The organism is Mycobacterium sp. E2733 (genome assembly GCF_001667585.1).
Classification (GTDB): Bacteria; Actinomycetota; Actinomycetes; order Mycobacteriales; family Mycobacteriaceae; genus Mycobacterium.
Window position 1 is genome coordinate 123,564 of the sequence record NZ_LZJZ01000020.1, and the last position, 21,161, is coordinate 144,724.

A 21,161-nucleotide genomic window follows, 5' to 3' on the forward strand; every position below is an offset into this window, starting at 1 on the left:
GGTGGCCATGAGATATCGACTCGACGTGGTCGCCGCCACCGTCGTCGACGTGGTGCGGTTCGCCGGCGGCTGGCTTTTCGACCGGGCGATGGCCGGGTGGGAAGTCAACGTGCTCTTGGTGGACCTCGCCGACCAGCCCGACGATCGGCCCCTGCAGATCCTCGGCGCACAGGTGGTCGACCTCGAAGACGCGTTGGCGTCGGTGCAGACACGTCCTCGTCCCCAGGCCCTGGCGGCCGCGGCGGACCTGTTCGGGTGCGACCCACGGGTGCGGCAAGGGGTGTTGCAGGCCCTCGATCACGGCGTCACCGAGGTCACGTTGTGGGGGGATAACTGGCCGGCCGAACTCGACGACAGCGTCGGCCTGGTGCAGCACCGGCTGAGCAGGGCCGCGTGCACCTTCAAAGCTCAGGCCCTGGCCGCGGCCGATCTTCCGCACGGCTCGATCGGTCACGTCGAGACGTTCCGCAGCGGGCTACTGGCCTGGCCGTCGGTCGCCGCCGATCTGATTCCCGCCAGCTGACGCCGCCGACCGGCGCTATCGCACCCTCGGCGACGCCGACCCCTCGTTGACGATCAACCACGCGCTATGGAAATGTAATACTCATCTGCGAGAGGCGCGTTCTCGCTAGCCGAGATTCAAGGAGCAGGAGATGTCGAACGAATTCTCTGAGTTGGACTTCTTCCGCGGCACCGAGCTCATCGAAGACCCGTACCCCTACTACGAGGCGCTGCGCGAGCGGTGCCCCGTCACGCGTGAGAGCCATCATGACGTCACCATGATCACCGGCTGGGACGAAGCGTGCGCGGTGCTCAACGACGCCGAGACATGGTCCTCGTGCATCTCGGTAACCGGCCCGTTTCCCGGCTTTCCCGTACCGCTGGAAGGTGACGACGTCACGGACCTGATCGAGAAGCACCGCGACGAATTGCCGTTCAGTGACCAGCTGCCCACGCTCGACCCACCGACCCACACCAATCACCGCTCGCTGCTGATGCGGCTGATCACCCCGAAGCGCCTCAAGGAGAACGAGGACGCGATGTGGGCGCTGGCCGACCAGGTTCTCGACGATTTCCTGGCACCCGGCCACGGCGAATGGATCAAAGGCTTCGCCGGCCCGTTCACGCTCCTGGTGATCGCCGACCTGCTGGGCGTACCCATGGAAGATCGCGACAAGTTCATCAAGGGCATCGCTGCGCACGCCGGTGGCGGCATCGGGGGCACCAAGGGGTCGCTGGCGCACAGCCCGCTGGAATTCCTTTACGGCCTGTTCTCCGACTACGTTCGGGACCGCCGCAGTGCGCCCCGTGACGACGTGCTGACCGGCCTGGCCACCGCAACCTATCCGGACGGTTCCACTCCGGAGGTCGAAGATGTGGCCCGCGTTGCCAGCAACGTCTTCTCGGCGGGGCAGGAGACCACCGTGCGGCTGCTGGGTGCCGCCTTGCAGACGCTCGGGGAGCGCCCCGACATCCAGGCGCAGTTACGCAAGGACCGCAGCCTGATCCCCAACTTCATCGAAGAGTCGTTGCGCCACGAGAGCCCGGTCAAGGGCGACTTCCGATTGAATCGCGTGCCCGCCAACGTCGGTGGCGTCGAGCTGCGTGCGGGCACCACGGTGATGGTCGTGCAGGCGGCCGCGAACCGTGACCCCCGCCGGTTCGAGGACCCCGCCACCTTCGACCCGGCCCGCAAGAACGCGCGCCAGCACATTTCGTTCGGTCGGGGCATCCACAGCTGCCCGGGCGCCCCGCTGGCGCGCGCCGAAACCCGGGTCGCTATCGAGCGCCTGCTCGACCGGACGTCGGACATCAGGATCGACGAGGACGTCCACGGCCCGGCGAATGCCCGCCGCTACCAATACGTTCCGACTTACATCCTGCGAGGCCTGACGGAACTGCACCTGGAGTTCACGCCGGCATGAAAGTCGCAGTCGACGACCAGCGCTGCCGCGGCCATGGTGTTTGCACCACGTTGTGCCCGGAGGTGTTCAGCCTCACCGACGACGGTTACGCGGAGGCGATATCGTCCGAGGTCCCAACGGAATTCGAGGCCGCGACGCAAGAGGCCATCGAGTGCTGCCCCGAGCAGGCCATCAGCAAAACCTGACCCGAAGGAGATTCAGTGGCGAAAGGGTACGTCATCCTCACGGAGGCCATTAAGGATCCGGAGGGCATGAAAGCCTATGCGCAGGCTGCTGGTTCGGCCATGGCCGGTGCTACCATCCTTGCGGTGGACACCGCTCCCAAGGTAATCGAGGGCACCTGGCACGGCGACCAGACCGTCGTGCTGGAATTCGAATCCGTGGACGCCGCCCAGGCGTGGTACGAGTCCGAGGGTTATCAAAAAGCGGCGAAACTGCGGCAGGCGGCGGCCGACTGCAACGCCGTCATCCTCGCCGGTTTCTAACGGTTTACTCGCCGACGATCGAGATGGCCTGCCGGGGGCATTGACGAACGGCCTCGCGCACGTCGTGTTCGTTCTCCGGGGTGACTTCCTGCTGCAAGACGGTCAGCATGTCGTCGTCGCCGAGGAGAAAGATCTCGGGGTTGATACCCATGCAGACGCCGTTGCTCTCGCAGAGCCCCCAATCGACTTCGATTTTCTTCGTCACGACAACCCCCTTACCGAAGCACCTTGACGGGCACGTTCTTCCAGCCCGCGACGTTCTGCATGTTCACCCGTTTGCACCCGGCCCAGTCCACCTCGTAGCGGGGCATGAAGTCGAGGAGTCGCTCCAGCGCGATCCTGCTTTCCAGGCGGGCGAGCGCGGCGCCCAGGCAGCTGTGAATTCCGTACCCGAGCCCGAGATGCTGCGCTTCGGTCTGGTCGCGCTCGATGTCGAAGGTGTCGGCGTCGGTGAACGCCTCGGGGTCGCGGTTCGCCGCGGCGCCGCACAGGAACACAGGCTTGCCCGGGGGGATCACGCCCCCGCTGACGTGTGCCTCCTTGAGCGTGTAGCGGACGTTGTACTGCACCGGGCCCTCGTAGCGCAGTAGCTCTTCCACCGCCCCGGGAATTTTGTCGCGGTCGTCCTGCAGCTTCTGCCACTGGTCGGGGTGACGGGCGAAGATCACCGCCGCGTTGCCCATCAGCTTCGTGACGGTCTCGGCACCCGCGCCGCCCAAAAGGGTTGCGAATCCGCAGATCTCGATGTCGTCGAGCTTGCGCAGCTGGCCGTCTTCGCCCGGGATCTCGGCCGCGATCAGCCGGCTGATCATGTCGTCCTGCGGTTCCTGGCGACGCTCCTGCACCAGGCTGAAGTAGTACATCGCCGTATCGATGTTGGCTTGGATCCCTGCCGCGGTGGGTTCGATCTGCCCCGGCTCGTGGGACAGGCTGGTGTCGATCCAGTGGCGCACCTGCTGGCGGTATTCCTCGGGCACTCCGGCCATCCGGGTGATGACCTCCACCGGGAACGGGCCGGAGAAGTCCTGGACGACGTCGAAGTTCTCGGGGTCCGCGGCGCCCAGGTATTTGTCGATCACCTCGACGATGGTCTCGCGCTGCGATTGGATCGCGCGTGGGGTGAACGCCTTATTAAGCAAGCTGCGCATGTGGCGGTGCTCCGGCGGATCCATGAAGATGATCGACTTCTGCTCGGGGGAGATACCCCTGCGCACCATTGCCAGGTCGCAGCCCCGCGCCGAGGAGTACGTCTCGAAGTCCTTGAATGCAGCCGCGACGTCTTCGTGGCGGGTCAGCGCGTAGAAGTCCTCTTTTTCGTCGTAATACAGCGGCGCGTCCTCGCGCATCCGTCGATAGGTGTCGAACGGGTTGTTGAAGTAGTCCTCGGAGTACGGATCGAAGACGACCTTCGGTTTTGTCACTGATTCCTCCTCAGCGGCGAGGGCGGGCTGAAACCGTTACAGCCGAGTCGTTGACTGTAACGCTAACGGTAATACCTTCGTGACGAAGCGGTAAAGACCGAAACGCTGGCATCTCAACCCCTCTTCGCAACGTTCATGGCGCTGATGGCGTCATCAAGTGCGCCCAGGTCACTGCAGAGTTCATCGCTGATGCCGCGCACCACCGTCACGTCCTTGCTGACGAATTCGCCGGCGAGCTCGATGAACGACTCGACGGAGCCACCCGCCGCCACCAGGTTCAAGACGCGGCCGCTCGCGCTGCCGTGCGTCAGCGCGGTCAGCAGCGTCGACTCCGGTACGCCAAGCTGCCGGCCCAGCCTGATCGATTCCGCGAGCAACCCGATATGCCCCGCGAACAGGGCGTTGTTGACCAGTTTCACCTTCTGGCCGGAGCCATGCGGGCCGACGTGCAGCACGGGATCGCCGTAGCAGCTCAGCACCGGCTGAACCCCGCTCACCGCGTGGTCGGCGCCACCCACGAAGAGCGTGAGCCGGCCGGCGGCAATGTCATGGGGACCTCCGCTGACTGCCGCGTCGATGATGTCGACCCCATCGGCGCGTGCGGCCAGGGCGTCGATCGTCCTCGGGCTGGCGGTGGTATGCACCACCAGCGCCGCGCCCGGCGGCATGGCGGCTAGCAGCCCGCCGTCCAGGCAGACCTCCCGCACCTGTTCGTCGCTGAACACGCAGATCACCACGACATCGGCCTGCGCACCGGCCTCGGTCGCGTCGTGCACCGCATGGGCGCCGAGCTGCTCGAGATCGCTCCGCTTTTCCGCCGTCCGGCCCACCGCCCGAACGTCGTGGCCGGCTGCCGCCAGGCGGGCCACCATGGGGCAGACCATCCGCCCCGCTCCGACGAAACCGACTCTCACCGTGGGTGACCCATGAGGCTCAGGGCCGCGTCGGCCGCCTCCAGTACAGCGCCACCGCTTGCCCCGGCTCGGTCGGCCAGGTCGACGACCAGGCGGACGTCCTTTTGCAGCAGCGTCCCGGCCACGCCGGCAAGCCGGTCCAGTCCGCCGATTCCGCCAAGGGCGTTGAGGGCGAAGCTATTCCCACTGCTGCGAGAGACGACCTCCGTGAGACGGTCCGGGTCAACGCCGAGGGAACTGGCCAGCGACAGCGCGGTGGCCGCGGTGGCCAGGTGGGCGGTGAACATCAGGTTGTTGAGCAGCTTGGTGGTTTGACCGGAACCCAGCTCACCGAGATGGACGATCGGATCGGCATAGGTGGCGAAGACGGGGCGGCACCGCTCGACGACGTCGGCGTCGCCGCCGACCATCACCAGCAGGCGCCCTTCTCGGGCCGCCAGCCCCCCGCCGCTCACTGGCGCGTCGATCACCGAAATGCCCTTGGCGGCAGCCTTCTTCGCAAGCTCACGGCAGGTGTTGGGATGCACGGTGCTGTGCACCGCGATCACGCCGCCCGGCTCCATCGCGGCCAACAGTCCGCGCTCTCCGCCCGCGATGTCGTCGATGTCGGCGTCGCCCACCACGCATAGGCAGACCAGATCGCTGACCGCGGCGAGCTCGGCCGTTGATTCGGCGACCTTGGCCTTGGTGTCGGCGAACGGCTCGAGGGTTGCCGGTCTGCGCGCCCAGAGCGTCGTCTCGTAGCCGCCCTCGACGATCCGCCGCGCCATGGGGGCGCCCTGGCTACCCAGGCCGATGAATCCGACTCTCATCCGGCCTCCAGATCGCCTTCTGCGTCAGCCGGGTTCGCGCGGTCGGCCACGCAGTCGTCGGCGAACGCGAAAACTTGTGCGTGGTAGGCCGCCGCGGTGTGGCCGAGGCTCATGTTGTGTCCCGCGTCGGGCTGGTGATGCACAATGAACCGCGGCGAGCCGGAGAACAGCTCCTCGATCTCGGCCATCGCGGAAGGGTCGTTCTGCCAAACCTTTTCATGTTCGGCGATGCTGAAGTGCACCGGGACCCGCACGGCCGGGGCCAGCGCCGGAAAATCCTGGCGGGCCCAGTTGGACACCATCTGGTCCTCGTAGGACGGCGCGGTCGCAGAGACCGTGACCCCGGTGAGAACCTCGGGCGGATAGAGATCCTCCGGATGCCACAGCAGCTCGCGCAGGCCGGCCGGGCGTCGTTCGCGCGTCGCGGTTTTCAGGATGTCCCGGGCCGCCGGGTGATAGCGCCGTCCCGTGCCGGCCAATTCGATGCCGAGCAGATCGGCTCCCCGCTCGTCGGCGCCCATTCGCATCACGAGTTCGCACCCGCCGGAATGGCCCATCAGGAACAACCCCGCACCGCGCGGCCGGTCCCCGAGGATGCGATCCACGGCCCCGTAGGCGAGGTCGACCCGCTGCTCGGGCAGGGCCATCGCCTCCGGGTAGGGCCCGGAGCTGCCGTAGCCCGGGCGGTCGAGCGCCACCACGGTGTAGCCGGCTGCCGCACCGGTCCGTAGCAGGGACAGTGACGGATGGCCCGGGCAGTCGAAATAGACCGCGGTGGTTCCTCCACCGTGGATGGCCACGATGACGGCCTTGGGGTCAGGTGCTTCGGCGATCAGCGCCGACATCGGCACGCCGTCGACGATCACCAGCCTGGGCTGGGGCGCGGCTTGGCTCATGAGTCGGCCCGCAACAGCAGAACACCGCTGGGCGTGAGGCCGCCGCTGCTGACCACGCCAACCCGGGCGTCGGCGACCTGGCGGTCGCCGGCCTCACCGCGCAGCTGGCTGACGGCCTCGTGGACGAGGCCCATGCCGTGGGTGCGGCCGTGCGAAAGCTGGCCGCCGTGCGTGTTGAGCGGCAGCTGGCCGTCGCGGGCAATGTTCTTGCCGCCGTCGAGGAAGTCTTTGGCCTCGCCGATTCCGCAGAACCCCAGCGCCTCGATCCAGGACAGGCAGTTCATGGTGAAGCCGTCGTAGAGCTCGGCGATGTCGACGTCGGCCGGCCGCAGCGAGGTGCGGGTCCACACGTGCGCGGCCTGGCCCAGCACCTGCGGCTCATGGGTCAAAGTGCTTTGGTCCCAGTCGATTCGCTCGATGATCTGGGTGCCCACCGCCTCCACCAGCACGGGCGGTTTGGCGAGGTCACGGGCGGCGTCGACGGCGGAGACGATCACCGCGATGGCGCCGTCGCACGGCACGTCGCAGTCGTAGAGGCCGAACGGTGTGGTGATTGGCCGCGCGTTCAGGTAGTCGTCCATCGTCATCGGCGACCGGTAGATGGCGGTGGGATTGAGCTCCGCGTTGGCCCGCTGGTTCAACGCGATCCAGCCCAGCGTCTCCCTGGTCGTGCCGTAACGGTGAAAGTGCCGCTGCGCATTCATGGCCAAGGTGTGTGCCGCAGACGTTGCGCCGAATGGCATCTGCCAGCCGGACATCCGGCCCATCGACGGCCTGATCTTGCCCTGCTTCATCAGTTCGCCGTTGGTGGCCTCCCACAGCGTGCGGAAGCACAGCACGTGGCGGGCGAGGCCGCAGGCGACCGCCTGCATGGCGGCGATCAGCGATCCGCCGGGACCGAACGTTTCCATGGCGCCGTTGTGCCATGTTGGCCGGATACCGAGCGCCGCCTCGAGAGCGGTGACGCCGCCCTCTCCGAAGCCGCCGACATTGATCGCACCCGGGTAGGTCGACAAGCCGTCGATGTCGGCGTACGTCAGGCCGGCGTCGGCCATGGCCGCTTCGCACGCCTGCACCGTCAACGCCAGCGGCTGCTGCATCAATCGACGGCCTATCGGCGACGTGCCGATCCCGGTGAGCGCGACCTTGTCTTCGAACTTCTCGGCTGTCAGCATCGGCCGGACGTATTCACCGAACCGCTCGGGCGCGATTTCGTCGTCCGGCAGCGGACCGGGCTCGCCATCGGGCACGCCCTCTGGCAAGGGCCGAAACAGCGGAAACCACACATCCTCGACCTGCTCGAAGACGACCTCTACCGGTTGGCCGAGCTCGAGCTGTTCGGGTGCGCACTCCACGATGTTGGTGGTCAGCCGCACTCGGGGGTCCTCGGCGATCGCGACCTGGGCGACCACATAGGGCGCCGGCAGCCCGGGCAGACTGAACCGCTCATTGATGGTGAAACCGGCCAGCGTCGCCTTGCCCGAGACTGCCCGCGTGCCCACGTCGCGGGAACGGCAGTACCGGCACACCGGCGCCGGCGGATGGATCAGCGATTGGCAACCATTGCAGTTCTGCAGGCGCAGCTTCCCGTCGGCGCCCGAGGTCCAGAAGAATTCGTTGTCCTGCGTGATCAGGGGCAGCGGGCGTCCCGGTGCAGACACGTCACCTCCGCGAGTCGAACGGTCCCGAATGCGATCTGGTAGGCCCGTTATACGAATCGGAGAATTACGTTATCACTCGCAGGCGAGCGCGATCGAGATGGGATTGGTCAGAGCGGCACCCAGACGCCGCCGACGTAAAAGCCCCATTGGTGGTATTGGGTGCTCCACATCGGGGCCTGCGGTGCCCACGGTGGCCGCACCGGCGGGGGCGGCGGCACATCCTGCCCGGCGAATGATGGTGCGTATGGCGGCGGGGGTGTGTACCACGCCGACACCGCCGGCGGCGGCTTGCACTCTAAGGTCGCCGGATTGAACGACATGTTGTGATCGCACTCCGCCGAGCTGATTCCCGGCGTCGCGAGCATCGCGACTGCCATCGCCATAAAGGCGACCGTCATGACGGCGGTCAGACGACGAGCAAACCATCTCATGGGGGCCTCCCAGTGGGGCCATCCTGACCTCGGCGGATCCCAGCCTATTCCCTTGATAGCGCCTTGACCAGGTAAAGGACATTCGGGGACGACGCAACACGAACTGGCCTCTCCTGCCATTCCGTTCGGCCCGGGCGTTATGCTGCCGAACGGTATATCAAGTACTTCACACTCGGAGGGCTGGTTGCTCGACGCAGAAAAGATCCTGATCACCGGGGCGACGGGCAAGATCGCGTTTCCCATCGCGCGGGCTCTGGCGACTTCCAACGAGGTATGGGGCGCCGCACGCCTCAAAGACCCCGCCGACCGGCAGAGGCTCGTCGACGCCGGCATCAAACCCGTCGCGCTGGACATCGGCGCCACCGGCTTCTCCGATCTTCCAGGAGATTTCACCTACGTCTTCCACGCTGCGGTGGACACCGGCGCGGGCGATTGGGGCCGCTGCGTCGAAACCAACGCGCACATGTCCGGTGAACTGCTCTACCACTGCCGCGCCGCAAAGGGTTTCGTCTTCTGCTCAACCGGCTCGATCTACGCGTACCAAGGGCGGCGACCATTGGCCGAGACCGATCCGCCGGGTGTGCCGCTGCGCGCCAACTACAGCTTCTCCAAGGTCGCGGGGGAGTCGGTGTGTACCTGGGTCGCCCGGCATTATCGAATCCCACTGACCATCATCCGGATTTGCTCAACATACGGGCCGGAGGGCGGTGCCCCCGCCGATCGCCTCGATGCGATGTTGGCCCGCAAGCCAATTCGCCTACATCCCGACAAGCCCAACAACTACAACCCCATCTACGAAGACGACTACGTCGACCTCGGCATCCGCGCGATGGAGGTCGCCGCGGTGCCGCCGGTGGTGGTGAACTGGGCCGGTAGCGAAACGGTCAGCGTCGAGGACTACTGCGCCTTCATGGGGCAGTTGATCGGTGTCGAGCCGATCTTCGAATACACGCCCGACGCGCACACGCCGCTGTGGCCGGATGTCACCCGCATGCACGAGGTGCTCGGTCACACGAAAGTGCCCTGGCGCGAGGGTTTCCGGCGCATGATCGAGGCCCGGCACCCCGAAGTGGCGCTGTCCGAATACGACTCGACGAGATCTTGAGGACACCCGCGATGCAGCTTCCCGGTACCCCATCGGACGAGGCCGCCGAAATCCTCGCCGCCGGGCGGGGAGAGATCACGACATTGTTCGTGTCCATGGCAACCCGCCATCCCGACGGTCTGGACGCCGAGTACCTGCGCTGGCACACCCTCGACCACCGACCCGAGCAACACCGGTTGGCCGCGGTGCGCGCCTCGTTGCGGTTGGTGTCGACGCCGGCCTGCCGCGCGGCGCGGACGATCAGCGGGGGGCCGCTGGACAGGGTCGACCACGTCATGACGTACTTTTTCACGGACCCGGCCGGGCTGCGCGGGTTCAACGAACTGTCCTCGGCGCTCGGAAACGCCGGGCGCAAGCTGCCGTTGCTGCCACCGGTCGAGCGCGGTGTCTACGAGGTGCTGACCAAGGCCGCCGCGCCTCGGGTCAAAGTGGGGTCGGACGTCCTACCCTGGCTGCCCGTGCGGGGGGTGTTCCTGTTGGTCGAGCGGGGATCGGCTGCGACGGACGCGCTGGCGGAGGTGGCCGGTGTCGCCGGCGTATGGTCCGCGGAATCACGGCAGGTCGACGCGAATCTGGCGAGCGCTCAAGCGGGCCAGGACATCACGTATTGCTTCCTCGATGACGATCCCGTCGTTACGGCGGAGCGGCTGCGGCCGGTGCTGTCGGCCCGCTGGGAGGAGCCGGATGTGGAACCGCTCTTCGCCGCACCGTTTTTCGCGGTGGTGCCGTTTGAGTGGGACCGCTATGTGCCGTAGGAGCGGGGCCGCATGCGCCTCGGCATAATGGTCGGCTCCGACAAGGAGCGCCCACGGGGTGACCGCCTGGCCGGGGTCATCGCCGACGCCGTCGCGGCCGAAAGCGCTGGGTTCAGCACGTTTTGGATGCCGCAGGTCCCCGGCTATCTCGACGCGCTGACCGTCGTCACGCTGATCGGCCAGGCCACCGACCGCATCGAAATCGGCACGGCGGTCGTTCCGGTCCAGACCCGCCACCCGGTGATCATGGCGCAACAGGCGTTGACGACCCAGATGGCGTGCGGCGGGAGGTTCACGCTCGGTCTCGGGCCATCGCACCATTGGATCATCAACGGCCAACTCGGATTACCCTACGATCACCCGGCGCGGGTGATGGGCGACTATCTCGATGTGCTCGACGCGTCGTTCGCCGGGCCCGGGTCGGTCAAAGTCGAGAACGACACCTACCGCGTCGACGCGCCGATGGACGTCACTGACACGCAGGAGGTTCCGGTCCTGCTGGCCGCGCTGGGGCCGACGATGCTGCGACTCGCGGGGGAGCGAACCGGCGGCACCATCCTCTGGATGGCGGACGAGCGGGCGATCAGCGACCACGTCGTGCCGCGCATCACCGCGGCGGCCCACCGGGCCGGGCGGGCCAAGCCGCGGATCGTCGCAGGCGTTCCCGTCGCGCTCTGCTCCAACAGCGAGGCGGACGACGCCCGTGCGTACGCCAGCGAGGTGCTCGGGCACGCGAATTTCTCCCCGAACTATGTGCGACTCCTCGAGCACGGTGACGCCGAGGACGTCGGCGACACCATGGCGGCGGGCGACGAGTCGGCCATCCTCGCGCGGTTGCGCCGGTACCGCGACGCGGGTGTCACGGATCTCGCGGTGCGAATCGTTCCCTTGGGTAAGGACGCAACCGACCGCCTCGCATCGCGACTGCGAACCCAGGAATTCCTGTCGTCGCTTTCTGCCGCTATCTGATCAGCGGGTGAAGCCCCACTCCGCTTCGTTCTCTTCGGTTTTGAGGCGCTCGGCCGGATCGTCCGCGTCGGCCAGCGGCGCGTGCGGCGTGGGGTATGTGCGCTCACCGATCTCGGCGATGGCGTGCACCGGGCAGTCCATCAGGGCGCGCATGACCGCGTCGCGATCGGCCTCCGCCACGGTGCCATCACCGATGAGGGACGCGTAACCCCAGTCGTCCAGCGAGAAGTAACCGGGCGCGTACTTGGCGCAGATACCGAACCCGTCGCAAACGGTGCGGTCCAAGCGGATTTTCATGCGAGCCTCACAGCTTCCGCCTCGTAGGGACGGTCGGCGCGGAACGCGCCGCGGGCGCAGTCCCGGCATGCGCCGCCGAGATGTGTGGCAACTTCGCCCGGGAACTGACTGAGCAGGCTGGCGGCCACGTTGGTGGCGGCGTCCAGCGTTGCGCACGCGCCGCGCCCGCGCAGCAGCACCGACCAGCGGCGCAACCGGTCGACGTCTTCGGTCGTGGCGGCCCCGTCGCGCAGCGCGCCTGCGACGGCGGCCATCGCCGCCGTCCCGTTGAAGCACGAGCCGCATTGCCCGGCGTTCTCGCGGTCGAAGTAGGCCAGCACCGACGCCGCGACCGCGACGGGGCAGTCGTCGGTGATCACCGAGATTGCGCCGCAACCCAAGCCGCTGCCGAGGTGCCGGATCGTCTCGTGGTCCAGCGTCGTCTCGAGCACTGTGCGGTTGAGCAGACCGGCGAAGTAGCCGCCCATCAACGCCCCCTGGACGTGTTCCGGCGAAACACCATGCAGGGCAAGCAGTTCGGCGAAAGGTAAGCCATGCGGAAGTTCGTAGAGAACGGGCGGGCGGCCCGCGCCGGTAATGGTGGCCAGGAAGGTGCCCGGGGACTGCGATGTGCCCTGTGAGCGGAACGCCGCCGAGCCGTGGCACTGCAGGAACGGCAGATTGGCCAGCGTCTCGACATTGCTTACCAGCGTCGGGCGATCATCGACGCCAAATTCGAATGGGCGCGGCGGCTTGTCTGTCGGCTTGGCCGGACCGCCGTTGATCGCGCGGACGGCGGCGGTTTCCTCGCCGGCCACGTATCCGGGCTGCACGGTAAACATGCGGACCGTAACGCCGACCAGCACGCCGGGGTCGAGCTCGCCCAGCGCGGTTTCGACGCTGTGCGCCGATTCCGGGTCGGACACGTAGACATGGGCACGGTCGGCGCCCACGATCGCGGCGGCCAACCGCAGCCCGTCCAGGATCAAGTGGGGGCGGTTGCGTAGCAGCCAGCGGTCCTTGATCGAAGCCGGTTCTCCCTCTTCGCCATTGGCGACGATCACGGCGCCGCCGGCACTTCGCCCGTTATCGCGCACCGTGCGCAATTTGATCGCGAGCGGGAAGGCCGCACCGCCGCGGCCGACCAGTCCGCTGGCGTCGACCTCGCTCAGTAACGCCTCGGTGTCGGCAAGGGGGCGGTATCCGTCGAGCCGTCGATACGCGGCAAGGTCCTCGCGGGCCTGGCCGGCTCGTTCGAACAGCAACCGGGGCTCAACACCGGGGAAGGTCGCGGTGGTGATGGTGGTGGATTGGGCGGTGTTCACGGCTGGCCTGTCATCGTCTTGGTTAGGCTTGCGCACATGCGAACTGCGGTGGTGCGCGTCAATGTCGACCCGGAGAGCGTCTGCACGGTCCCGCAGCTACGAGACGGCATGACAGCACTCCTCGGCCTTGCGCGTGAGGCGGGCGCTGACGTCGTCGAAAACGACCTCGCGTCGATGCCCGCGGGGCGCCGCGAGGTCGAATTGCTGATCGCCGCCGAAGACGTCGGCGCGGCGAGAGATTTGGCGATCCACTTGTGCCGCAAGGTGTTTATCGCCGAGCCGGTTCCAGGGATCGTCACTTTCATCAGCCGGGGAACCGACGACGACGCTCACGGCGTGTTGTCCGGCTTCGGACTCGCCGGCGACATCGAGCGGACGCCGGGGGACGACGGGTTCGACGTCGTGTACGTAACGCTGCGTGAGAAGGACCTCGAGCGCATTCCCGAGAGCCGGGTCCACACGGCTCTGGAGGCGTCGCTCAACTGCGAGGTTCACATTCGCACGGTGTAGGGACATCACGATCCCAGGAACTCGAGGATCGCGGGCGCCGCCTGCACCCACGTGTCGAACATGTTGAAGTGCTGCACCCGCCCGGCGGCGCGGTCCTCGGACGCGCGCTCCCAGGCGTCCTCCGGCCACGGCGGGTCGATGAGCTTGGATCCCTTGATCAAGCAACTGACTTCGAGCGACGTCCGCTTCGGGTGATCCATGTCATTCTCGCCGCCGCGAATGATCAAGGTGGGCACCTTGATCCGGTCGAACATCTCGTCCTCGACGCCCGGGATCGTCTGTCCCGGCTTGGACACGAAAGCGTTGAGCCAGCGCAGCATCACCTTGAGGAACTCGTCTTTGTCGAAGTCGAGGAATCGCTGTTTGTTGTTCGGGTTCTCCTCGATGCGATCGCGCCACTCCTGCACCTTCACCACGCCGTCCATCCCGGTGCCGCGCACGGCGAGAATGCTCGGGACGATGTAGAAGGAACCGAGCACGAAGGTGCCGTAGATGCCGCCGACGATGTTCCACACCACGAGCTTGGTGACCATCTCGGGGTAGAGCATCGTGGTCAGCATGGAATCCCTTGCGCCGCCGGAGCCGCCGGCCAGAATGCAGCGCTCGAAGCCCAGCCCGGTCACCAGCTTGTGCAGCGTCTCGGCGCGCATGTGCGATTCGCTCTGGCCGTAGAACTGCACATCGGAAGCACCGCAGTTCGGCCGGTCCCACAGCAGCACGCGGTAGCCGCCGGCGGCGAGCGCGTCGGCGAGCGGACGCAAGCCCTCGATCTCCTTGCTGAACCGGCCGCCCGGCGTCAGGGCGATGAGATCGCCCGAGTCGCCGAGGATTTCGTAGACGACATTTCCCCCGTTGATCTCGATTGAAGGCACCCGATTCTCCTGTAGTTAGGCCTGCACCACAACGTCGTTGCCGACGACGCGCACCGGATAGGTTCGGATACTCCATTCGGGCTTGACGGCGGTTGTGCCGGTCGCCAGCTCGAAACCCCATTGATGCCAAGGGCAATAAATGTACTCCAGGTCGCGCACCATGACCGAGTCACCCGGAGCGGTCTCGTCGACGATCGTGCGCCCACGTGGCCGGCCCGAACAGAGCGGACCGCCTTGGTGCGGGCAGTAATTCGCGATGGCGTAGAAGCTGCCGTTGACGTTGTAAACTCCGACGCCGTGCCGCCCGATGGGCACCAGCTTGTGCCCGCCGGACGGGATCTCGTCCACGGTTGCGACGACATGCTCGCGGCCCTGGGCGAGACGGGGCTCGGGCAGCTTGGCTGCCCCCTTGTCTTCGCGGGTCAACTCAGAGCACCCGGGTCTGACCCTCGAGGACCGGGACGGTCTCGGGGAGGTGGTAGGTCGCGATGCCGTTCTTGTACATCACCGCGTCCCGGGCGTGCTTGGGCAGGTGCTTTACCAGCCAGCGCGGGTCGTCGAACGTCCAGTGCGGATAGTCCGAGGAGAAGAGCAGGATCTTCTCGCACTCCATCCATTCCAGCGCGCGCGTCAGCTCGGTCTTGTCTTCCGGGTAGTCCAGCGGCTGGGTGGTGAACTTGATGTGGTCCTTGACGTACTCCGACGGCTTGCGCTTGATGTCCACCCACGGCTTGCGCGCGTCGTAGATCGCATCCATCCGCCACATCAGCGGCAGGATCCAGCTGAACGCGTGCTCGACGAAGACGATGCGCAGCGACGGGAACCGGTCGAAGACGCCGTCGAAGATCAGGCTCATCACCTGATTGGCGGCCAGCAGCGAGTAGGTCACCATGAAGTCGTGGTTGTAGCTGGGGAATCCCACCGGCGGTATCGGTAGCTCGTCGTACTGGCTGCGCGACAGGTGGCAGCTCACGGTGATGTCGTGTTTGGTCGCCGCCGCCCAGATCGGGTCGTATTTGGGATGGCCCCAGGACGGCTTCGGCTCTGCCTTGATCAGGATCTGCGCCATGAACGGATGCCCGGCCCAGCGTTCGATTTCGCGCACGGACGCCTCTGGCTCCTCGATGGCGAGGCAGATCGAACCTCGCCACCGCTCGTGCCAGTTGTTGTGGCTGTCCAGCCAGTGATTGGCCTGCCAGTCGTTCAGCGCGTACGACATCGCGTGCTGCGCTTCAGGAAGGCGGGCGGGGTAGGCGGCGGGTTCCAGGATCGCGATGTCGGAGCCCGCCTCCATGATGAGCTGCCGGAACGCCATATCCGGGTCGCTGCAAGGGAACTCGCCGTTGGAGGGGAACGAGTCCACGCGCATCGCGTAGGAATGCGCGTAGTCCGGAGCGTCGTAGTAAATCAGCTCACCCACATTGCGGTTGAGGAAGTACTTGCTGCGCCAGGGCTCGGGGATGTACGGGACCAGCTCGCCGCGCTTGGGCGCCGGGTGGACATCCGAGTCGACGCAACGGACGGCTGTGCGCTCGGCAGCGGGAAGCCGCTCCTGCGAATGGGTCAACGTCATGTGGAACTCCTCGGTCTCACTTCCTGCTTCTACTGTGCGCCCACTCCGGCGGGGATGTCTATGCCGTAGAGCTGCGCCGCGTTGCGCCAGCACAGCTTCTCGCGCTGCTCGGCGGAGAGTGCCCTGGGCAGCTTCTTGGCATCACCGAACTGCCAGTGCGGGTAACTGGAGCCGAACATCACCATGTCCTCCTTGCCGGTGAATCCGAACCATTCACCGGCGAAGTCGACGTCGCCGGGACCGTCGAGGCTGCCCTGGACGAAATAGACGTGCCCGGGGAGGTAGTCGCTGGGAATGCGCGGCGCCCACGGCGTCTGCTCCAGGTGGGGCCGGCCGAACGTATCCATTCGCCAGATGAACGGCGTCAGGAAGTCGGCCGCGCCGTCGGCCCAGACGAACTTGAGACCGGCAAAGCGCTCGAACACTCCTTCCGCGATCATGTTCATCTGGTGGTAGATGTAGTTCAGCGCCATGAAGCTGACGTATTGCTCGTAAGTGCGGGTATTGCCGGACGGGGTGGGCGGAAACATGATCCCGTTGCCCACTTCGATATGCGCAGCCACCGGAAGGCCCGCGTCGACCGCGGCCTCCCATAGGGGCCAGAACTGCGGCTTGCCGTAGAGCTCGCGCGACTGCAGCGGTACCCCGATCTGGACGACGCGGGGGTGTGCGCGCCACTTCTCGATCTCTCGCAACGCGCCGGGGATGTCGTCGGGATTCACCCGGATGGTGCCGCGGAACCGGTCGCCGAACTCGCTGGACTCCAGCCAGTCCGAGACCATCATCTCGTTGTGCGCGGCGTGCAGGGCGCTGCCCAGGTGCCGGTCCGGCATGATGCCGCGGCCCATCGGGTGCAGGACCGCGATGTCTACACCGCGCTTCGAAAAGAGTTCATTGGCAACGAATTCCGGATCAGAACCGGGGTACTGACGGTCCGGGCCCTCGGTATTGGGCGCGTATTCACCGCCGGGAGCGCCGTACCAGTCCATCTCGTAATCGGGAAAGCCTCGGCTCTTGAACGGCTCACGCAGCGTCTTCCGCAGCGCCTTGTTGGAGGGGAAGAAGATGTGCACGCTCGCGTCGATGAGCGGTGTGCTGGTTCCGTCAGCGTGTTCGATCACGAAAGCCATCCTTCGACTCGGGCACGCGAGGTGAACCCAGTCGGGTCATATGATAGACAACCTAACATTCTTCTCGGGGGCCAATCAATGGGGTTTCCGGTAAGCGTTTCGTTTAATCAACGTCCCTGGTAGTGACCGCTTTCGCGGTCTTCGTGCAAGTACGGTTCTTAAATATCGACAATACCATTCTCCGGCTCGTGGATAAGTGCCATCCGGCCCTATCCAGCAGGGAGCGACCGGCTGGGAGGGCGGCCGGCCACGGTCACGCCGGCCGCCTTCTCGAGCGGTTTGATCACCGTCGTGAAGTCCGAATCGGGGCCCTGGTCATCGGCGGTCGTCTCCCAGAGTCGGGCGATCGTTGCGGCGACGTCCGTTGGTGCGCCAAGCGCTTCCGCTTCCTCGAGGTAAAGGAGTACGTCCTTGACCATCAGGCCGGTCGCGAAGCCGTAGTCGAAAGTCCGGGGGAGGATCGAGCGGGGAAATTTGTCCCGGCTCGCGCTTGTCGCGCCCGAGCCGGCGTTGAGCACCTCGATCATCACAGTCGGGTCGAGACCGGCCTTGACGCCCATCACGACGACCTCGGCGGTCGCGGCCAGGACGTTGGCGGCCATGATGTTGTTGGCGAGCTTCATCGTCTGCGCCGACCCCGGTTTGTCTCCGATGTAGATGGGCCGGCCGATCGCCTCGAGCGCGGTGCGGATGGCGTCGAACTCGTCGCGTGGGCCCGAGACCATGATCGCGAGTGTGCCCTTCTCGGCTCCGCTCGCGCCGCCGCTGACCGGGCTGTCGATCGTCACGATGCCCCGCTCGGCGAGTCGGTCATGGATCTGCCTTGCCGTGCGGCTCCCGACGGTGGACAGGTCGACGTAGCGCTTGATCCTCGCCCCCTCGATCACGCCGGCTGCCACCTCGAGCGAGGCGATCGGCGTCGGAAGGCTGGCCATGACGGTCTCGGTACGGTCGGCGACCTCTCGGGCCGACGCCGCGGGGCGCGCTCCCAGGGTGACGATGCGCTCGAGCGCCGCGGCGCGCGTGTCGAAGGCGACGACATCATGGCTTTTCTCAATCAAGCGGCGCGCTACGGGAAAACCCATGTTCCCCAGCCCGATGAATCCGACCTCCATGCCGGGCCCTAGCCCTCATCCACTTCGGCGAAGGCCTCGCGGGCGATGCGGAAGCTGTCGACCGCGGCCGGCACGCCCGCGTAGATGGCCACCTGCAGGAAGATCTCGCGGATCTCGTCGCGGGTGACGCCATTTGTCAGCGCGGCCTTGACGTGCGTGCGTAATTCGTTGGGCCGGTTCAACACCGATATCATCGCCAGGTTGAGCATGCTGCGCGTTTTCCGGGGCACCTCCTCGCGCCCCCACAACGCGCCCCAGCAGTATTCGGTGACGAGATCCTGCAGCGGTCGGGTGAAGTCGTCCGCGTCGGCCACGGCGCGGTCGACATACTCCTCGCCGAGCACCTCGGAGCGGATGTGCAGCCCCCGCTGGTAGGTTTCGCGATCCAATGGTCTTCTCCTTCGTCGGGGAGGCGTTGGCGCCTGCAATCGCCCTGAGCGCAGTCTCGCATTGAGACTCCTCCGCTCGGTCTGCGGTCGAGGGTCGACGAACGATCTGAGATCGTCCGCGGGCGCAGCCTTGACGCAAAGCCGGAATTCCTCAGGACCGAGTGGGCCTGTACCGCAACGCATTGCAATGCAGAAGCCATGATCGGAGCAAGTCGCGACGTCTGGGAAGTGATGTCGACCGCGCGTACGATCCGGCGCTTAACCGACGAGCCGGTCGACGATGCGACCCTGGCGCGGCACCTGGTGCCAAGCGTCTAACCGAATCCGGGAGGCACCGCGTCCGTTCGATGACCTCATAACCGCTTTGCGAGATTATTACTTCCGCGTGCGAGAATGATATTCTCGCAGCGTCGGTGATGACAGGAGGCGGCCTTCATGCTGTTGGAGTTCGATGCCGATCAGCGGCTGTGGCAGAAGACCGTTCGCGACGCCGTCGCCAAACAGTGCCCGCCCTCGCTGGTGCGCAGCGTGGCGGAGGATGGCGTTGACCCCAGCCCCCTATGGAAGTCCTACGTCGACCAGGGCTGGACCGAGCTGAACGACCCCGAAAGCGCCGTCGAGCTGGCCATCGTGCTCGAGGAGCTGGGGCGCGCGACCGACCCCACCCCGTTCCTGGCCACGATGACCCAGTTCGCGCCGTTGGCCGCCGAGCACTTCGACCCGCACGAGGCGGGTACCGCCGTGTACACCGGGGTGGCGGCACACCGGGATGCCGAGGGTTGGGTGCTGGACGGTACGGCCCGCCACGTGCTCGACGGTGATCGCGTCGACCGTCTGGCGGTGGTGACCGACGCCGGGGTGTTCATCACAGGGGCGAACCAGGTGTCGGCCCGCCGCGCCGCCGTCTTCGACCCCGTCTTGCATGTCGCCGACCTGTCGTTCAGCGAAGTCCGGGTGCCCGACAGCGCACGGCTCGCGGTCGACTCCGAACGCGCGCACCACCTGGCGCTGACGGGCATGGCGATCGCCATGGTCGGTGCCTGCCAGCGCATCCTCGATCTGGTGCTCGAACACGTCCGGAGCCGTCAGCAATTCGGGGTGCCGATCGGCTCGTTCCAGGCGGTCCAGCACAAGGCCGCGGACATGCACGTCGCGGTGGAACGCGCCCGTGCCCTGGCATACTTCGCGGCGCTGACCATCGCGGCCGACGATCCCCGCCGCCGGCTTGCGGCGGCGATGGCCAAGGCGTCGGCGGGAGAGTGCCAGTCCCTGGTGTTCCGGCATGGTCTACAGCTCCACGGCGCAATGGGATTCACGTGGGAGAACGATCTGCAGTTCGCACTGAAACGAGCCAAAGCGGGTGAGTTGATGCTCGGCGGCGCCGCAGAGCACCGGGCGCGGATCGCGGAGGAATACCGTGCAGCTGACTTTTGACTCCGACGTCGAGGAGTTCCGGGCTGAGTTCGCGGCCTTCCTCGACGAGAACCTGCCTCCCGCAACAGAAACGCTCGAGCGACCTCGGTCGGTCTCGCACATGCCGCAGTGGGCCCGCGACTGGCAGCGGCTGCTGTTCGACAACGGCTGGCTGCTGCCGAGCCAGCCACCGGAATTCGGTGGCCGCAACGCGACGGTCATTCAGCAGTTCGTCTATCTCGAAGAACTCAGCCGCCGTCGGATCTACCACAGCTTCAACCCGCAGGGCGTGAACATCGTCGGGGCTTCGTTGTTGTCGTTCGGCAGCGATGGACAGAAGCAGCGTTGGGCGGTGCCGATCCTGCGGGCCGAGATCACCGCGTCACTGGGGATGAGTGAACCCAGCGCCGGCTCCGACCTGGCGTCGTTGCGCACTCGCGCGGTCCTCGACGGCGATCACTTCGTGGTCAACGGTCAGAAGGTGTGGACCTCGGGCGCCCACGACGCCGACGTCTTGCTGACGTTTGTGCGCACCAATCCGGATGCGCCGAAGCACAAGGGAATCAGCGCGCTGATCATCCCGACCGACACCCCGGGTCTGGTGCGCCGGCCTTTCCCGTCGATCTGCGGTGCCGATGATCTGGATTTCAATGAGGTGTTCTTCACCGACGTCCGGGTGCCCGCGGAGAACCTGGTCGGCGAGCTCGACCAGGGCTGGCGGGTCGCCAACGGATCGCTCGGGCACGAACGCACGATGATGTGGCTGGGCTTCGCCGATCGGCTCGAGAACATGATCGACGACTTCCACCCCAGCACCGAGGTGGAGCGCGACCAGTACGCCAGCACGATCATGGACAAGCAGGCGCTGCGCCTACTGGGTTCGGTGGCTCTGGCCCGCGCCGCGCGCGGCGAAGATGACGTGGCCGCGATCTCGGTGCTCAAGCTGCTCGGGTCCGAGGCCGAGTTGCGTGGCATGGAACTGGCACTGACATCGGCCGGACCCGACGGGCTCATTCACCCGGGCCTCACCGGGCCGTACGCGCACATGAACCTCGACCACTATTTCGCCAGCTGGTTCGAGCGTTACGCCCGCAGTTTCTCCGGGACGATCGCCGGGGGCACCTCGGAGATCCAGCGCAACATCATTGCCCAACGGGTGCTCGGCCTGCCGCGGGGATGAGTTC

Annotated in this window: 25 protein-coding genes and 1 pseudogene; 11 read left to right on the forward strand and 15 right to left on the reverse strand. The window is 66.4% G+C overall.

The window, feature by feature from the left end:
- Positions 1-7: 7 nt before the first annotated feature.
- The 4 genes from A5678_RS03760 (at position 8) to A5678_RS03775 (ending at position 2,410) form a co-directional block, all read left to right on the forward strand.
- Positions 8-523 (forward strand): hypothetical protein, encoded by a 516-nt coding sequence (locus A5678_RS03760; RefSeq protein ID WP_068038573.1) that lies wholly within the window; start codon positions 8-10, stop codon positions 521-523.
- Between the two features lie 130 nt (positions 524-653).
- Complete coding sequence (locus A5678_RS03765) at positions 654-1,925, forward strand: cytochrome P450 (RefSeq protein ID WP_068038576.1); 1,272 nt, start codon at positions 654-656, stop codon at positions 1,923-1,925.
- On the forward strand, positions 1,922-2,110 hold the full coding sequence (locus A5678_RS03770; protein WP_068038579.1) for a ferredoxin: 189 nt from the start codon (positions 1,922-1,924) through the stop codon (positions 2,108-2,110). The genes A5678_RS03765 and A5678_RS03770 overlap by 4 nt, the downstream gene beginning before the upstream one ends.
- Before the next feature lie 66 nt (positions 2,111-2,176).
- Positions 2,177-2,410 carry a DUF1330 domain-containing protein gene (locus A5678_RS03775; protein WP_231983570.1) on the forward strand — a complete coding sequence of 78 codons (234 nt, stop codon included), beginning with the start codon at positions 2,177-2,179 and terminating at the stop codon, positions 2,408-2,410.
- Between the two features lie 4 nt (positions 2,411-2,414).
- Here A5678_RS03775 and A5678_RS03780 read toward each other — a convergent pair whose 3' ends face one another.
- The 7 genes from A5678_RS03780 to A5678_RS03810 form a co-directional block, all read right to left on the reverse strand.
- Complete coding sequence (locus tag A5678_RS03780) at positions 2,415-2,615, reverse strand: ferredoxin (RefSeq protein ID WP_068038585.1); 201 nt, start codon at positions 2,613-2,615, stop codon at positions 2,415-2,417.
- Between the two features lie 10 nt (positions 2,616-2,625).
- Complete coding sequence (locus A5678_RS03785) at positions 2,626-3,831, reverse strand: cytochrome P450 (protein WP_068038586.1); 1,206 nt, start codon at positions 3,829-3,831, stop codon at positions 2,626-2,628.
- Between the two features lie 113 nt (positions 3,832-3,944).
- Complete coding sequence (locus A5678_RS03790) at positions 3,945-4,745, reverse strand: NAD(P)-dependent oxidoreductase (RefSeq protein WP_082945371.1); 801 nt, start codon at positions 4,743-4,745, stop codon at positions 3,945-3,947.
- Positions 4,742-5,557 (reverse strand): NAD(P)-dependent oxidoreductase, encoded by an 816-nt coding sequence (locus A5678_RS03795; RefSeq protein ID WP_068038592.1) that lies wholly within the window; start codon positions 5,555-5,557, stop codon positions 4,742-4,744. The genes A5678_RS03790 and A5678_RS03795 overlap by 4 nt, the downstream gene beginning before the upstream one ends.
- On the reverse strand, positions 5,554-6,453 hold the full coding sequence (locus A5678_RS03800) for an alpha/beta hydrolase (protein ID WP_068038595.1): 900 nt from the start codon (positions 6,451-6,453) through the stop codon (positions 5,554-5,556). Before A5678_RS03800 ends, A5678_RS03795 begins: the two co-directional genes overlap by 4 nt.
- Positions 6,450-8,114 carry an OB-fold domain-containing protein gene (locus A5678_RS03805; protein ID WP_068038598.1) on the reverse strand — a complete coding sequence of 555 codons (1,665 nt, stop codon included), beginning with the start codon at positions 8,112-8,114 and terminating at the stop codon, positions 6,450-6,452. Before A5678_RS03805 ends, A5678_RS03800 begins: the two co-directional genes overlap by 4 nt.
- 107 nt (positions 8,115-8,221) lie before the next feature.
- Positions 8,222-8,545 (reverse strand): hypothetical protein, encoded by a 324-nt coding sequence (locus tag A5678_RS03810; RefSeq protein ID WP_068038600.1) that lies wholly within the window; start codon positions 8,543-8,545, stop codon positions 8,222-8,224.
- 184 nt (positions 8,546-8,729) lie between these two features.
- On the opposite strand from A5678_RS03810, the gene A5678_RS03815 reads away from it, so the two are divergent.
- Genes A5678_RS03815 through A5678_RS03825 form a run of 3 tightly spaced genes read left to right on the forward strand, consistent with a single transcriptional unit; the run spans position 8,730 to position 11,374 of the window.
- The gene (locus tag A5678_RS03815) at positions 8,730-9,650 is read left to right on the forward strand and encodes an NAD(P)-dependent oxidoreductase (protein ID WP_068038603.1); all 921 of its coding nucleotides are present in this window, start codon (positions 8,730-8,732) and stop codon (positions 9,648-9,650) included.
- Positions 9,651-9,661: 11 nt separating this feature from the next.
- Positions 9,662-10,405 (forward strand): hypothetical protein, encoded by a 744-nt coding sequence (locus A5678_RS03820; RefSeq protein ID WP_068038607.1) that lies wholly within the window; start codon positions 9,662-9,664, stop codon positions 10,403-10,405.
- A 12-nt stretch (positions 10,406-10,417) separates the two neighbouring features.
- Entirely contained in the window at positions 10,418-11,374 is a 957-nt protein-coding gene (locus A5678_RS03825; protein WP_068038610.1) for an LLM class F420-dependent oxidoreductase, read from the forward strand.
- Here the strand turns inward: A5678_RS03825 and A5678_RS03830 are convergent, their stop codons facing one another.
- On the reverse strand, positions 11,375-11,671 hold the full coding sequence (locus A5678_RS03830; protein WP_068038613.1) for a ferredoxin: 297 nt from the start codon (positions 11,669-11,671) through the stop codon (positions 11,375-11,377). It lies immediately after the preceding gene.
- Positions 11,668-12,975, reverse strand: a complete 1,308-nt coding sequence (locus A5678_RS03835) for an NADH-ubiquinone oxidoreductase-F iron-sulfur binding region domain-containing protein (protein WP_068038840.1) — start codon at positions 12,973-12,975, stop codon at positions 11,668-11,670. Before A5678_RS03835 ends, A5678_RS03830 begins: the two co-directional genes overlap by 4 nt.
- A 36-nt stretch (positions 12,976-13,011) precedes the next feature.
- Here A5678_RS03835 and A5678_RS03840 point away from each other — a divergent pair, with 36 nt between their 5' ends.
- Entirely contained in the window at positions 13,012-13,485 is a 474-nt protein-coding gene (locus A5678_RS03840; protein WP_068038617.1) for a hypothetical protein, read from the forward strand.
- 5 nt (positions 13,486-13,490) lie between these two features.
- Here A5678_RS03840 and A5678_RS03845 read toward each other — a convergent pair whose 3' ends face one another.
- The 6 genes from A5678_RS03845 to A5678_RS03870 form a co-directional block, all read right to left on the reverse strand.
- The gene (locus A5678_RS03845) at positions 13,491-14,357 is read right to left on the reverse strand and encodes an alpha/beta fold hydrolase (RefSeq protein ID WP_068038620.1); all 867 of its coding nucleotides are present in this window, start codon (positions 14,355-14,357) and stop codon (positions 13,491-13,493) included.
- Between the two features lie 15 nt (positions 14,358-14,372).
- Positions 14,373-14,783, reverse strand: a complete 411-nt coding sequence (locus tag A5678_RS03850; protein ID WP_068038623.1) for a Rieske (2Fe-2S) protein — start codon at positions 14,781-14,783, stop codon at positions 14,373-14,375.
- A gap of 1 nt (position 14,784) precedes the next feature.
- Positions 14,785-15,930: an amidohydrolase family protein gene (locus tag A5678_RS03855; RefSeq protein WP_068038627.1), complete on the reverse strand. Its 1,146-nt coding sequence runs from the start codon at positions 15,928-15,930 to the stop codon at positions 14,785-14,787.
- A gap of 29 nt (positions 15,931-15,959) precedes the next feature.
- Positions 15,960-17,051 carry an amidohydrolase family protein gene (locus A5678_RS03860; RefSeq protein WP_068038843.1) on the reverse strand — a complete coding sequence of 364 codons (1,092 nt, stop codon included), beginning with the start codon at positions 17,049-17,051 and terminating at the stop codon, positions 15,960-15,962.
- Positions 17,052-17,269: 218 nt separating this feature from the next.
- Positions 17,270-18,175, reverse strand: coding sequence for an NAD(P)-dependent oxidoreductase (locus A5678_RS03865; protein WP_068038630.1), 906 nt, complete (start codon positions 18,173-18,175; stop codon positions 17,270-17,272).
- Between the two features lie 8 nt (positions 18,176-18,183).
- On the reverse strand, positions 18,184-18,564 hold the full coding sequence (locus A5678_RS03870; RefSeq protein ID WP_068038633.1) for a carboxymuconolactone decarboxylase family protein: 381 nt from the start codon (positions 18,562-18,564) through the stop codon (positions 18,184-18,186).
- Between the two features lie 198 nt (positions 18,565-18,762).
- On the opposite strand from A5678_RS03870, the pseudogene A5678_RS27740 reads away from it, so the two are divergent.
- The 3 genes and pseudogenes from A5678_RS27740 to A5678_RS03880 all read left to right on the forward strand — a co-directional run.
- Positions 18,763-18,867: pseudogene (locus A5678_RS27740) on the forward strand (nitroreductase); the annotation flags it as partial.
- 132 nt (positions 18,868-18,999) lie between these two features.
- A complete protein-coding gene (locus A5678_RS03875) occupies positions 19,000-19,998 on the forward strand; it encodes an acyl-CoA dehydrogenase family protein (RefSeq protein WP_068038636.1) in 999 nt (332 codons plus the stop codon).
- Positions 19,982-21,157, forward strand: a complete 1,176-nt coding sequence (locus A5678_RS03880) for an acyl-CoA dehydrogenase family protein (RefSeq protein ID WP_068038639.1) — start codon at positions 19,982-19,984, stop codon at positions 21,155-21,157. The genes A5678_RS03875 and A5678_RS03880 overlap by 17 nt, the downstream gene beginning before the upstream one ends.
- Positions 21,158-21,161: the final 4 nt, after the last annotated feature.

Coding starts and splice junctions, on each gene's coding strand:
- A5678_RS03875 (WP_068038636.1), top strand. CDS start 19,000: ATGCTGTTGGAGTTCGATGCCGATCAGCGGCTGTGGCAGAAGACCGTT.
- A5678_RS03865 (WP_068038630.1), bottom strand. CDS start 18,175: ATGGAGGTCGGATTCATCGGGCTGGGGAACATGGGTTTTCCCGTAGCG.
- A5678_RS03800 (WP_068038595.1), bottom strand. CDS start 6,453: ATGAGCCAAGCCGCGCCCCAGCCCAGGCTGGTGATCGTCGACGGCGTG.
- A5678_RS03825 (WP_068038610.1), top strand. CDS start 10,418: ATGCGCCTCGGCATAATGGTCGGCTCCGACAAGGAGCGCCCACGGGGT.
- A5678_RS03760 (WP_068038573.1), top strand. CDS start 8: ATGAGATATCGACTCGACGTGGTCGCCGCCACCGTCGTCGACGTGGTG.
- A5678_RS03765 (WP_068038576.1), top strand. CDS start 654: ATGTCGAACGAATTCTCTGAGTTGGACTTCTTCCGCGGCACCGAGCTC.
- A5678_RS03840 (WP_068038617.1), top strand. CDS start 13,012: ATGCGAACTGCGGTGGTGCGCGTCAATGTCGACCCGGAGAGCGTCTGC.
- A5678_RS03770 (WP_068038579.1), top strand. CDS start 1,922: ATGAAAGTCGCAGTCGACGACCAGCGCTGCCGCGGCCATGGTGTTTGC.
- A5678_RS03830 (WP_068038613.1), bottom strand. CDS start 11,671: ATGAAAATCCGCTTGGACCGCACCGTTTGCGACGGGTTCGGTATCTGC.
- A5678_RS03775 (WP_231983570.1), top strand. CDS start 2,177: ATGAAAGCCTATGCGCAGGCTGCTGGTTCGGCCATGGCCGGTGCTACC.
- A5678_RS03795 (WP_068038592.1), bottom strand. CDS start 5,557: ATGAGAGTCGGATTCATCGGCCTGGGTAGCCAGGGCGCCCCCATGGCG.
- A5678_RS03855 (WP_068038627.1), bottom strand. CDS start 15,930: ATGACGTTGACCCATTCGCAGGAGCGGCTTCCCGCTGCCGAGCGCACA.
- A5678_RS03810 (WP_068038600.1), bottom strand. CDS start 8,545: ATGAGATGGTTTGCTCGTCGTCTGACCGCCGTCATGACGGTCGCCTTT.
- A5678_RS03820 (WP_068038607.1), top strand. CDS start 9,662: ATGCAGCTTCCCGGTACCCCATCGGACGAGGCCGCCGAAATCCTCGCC.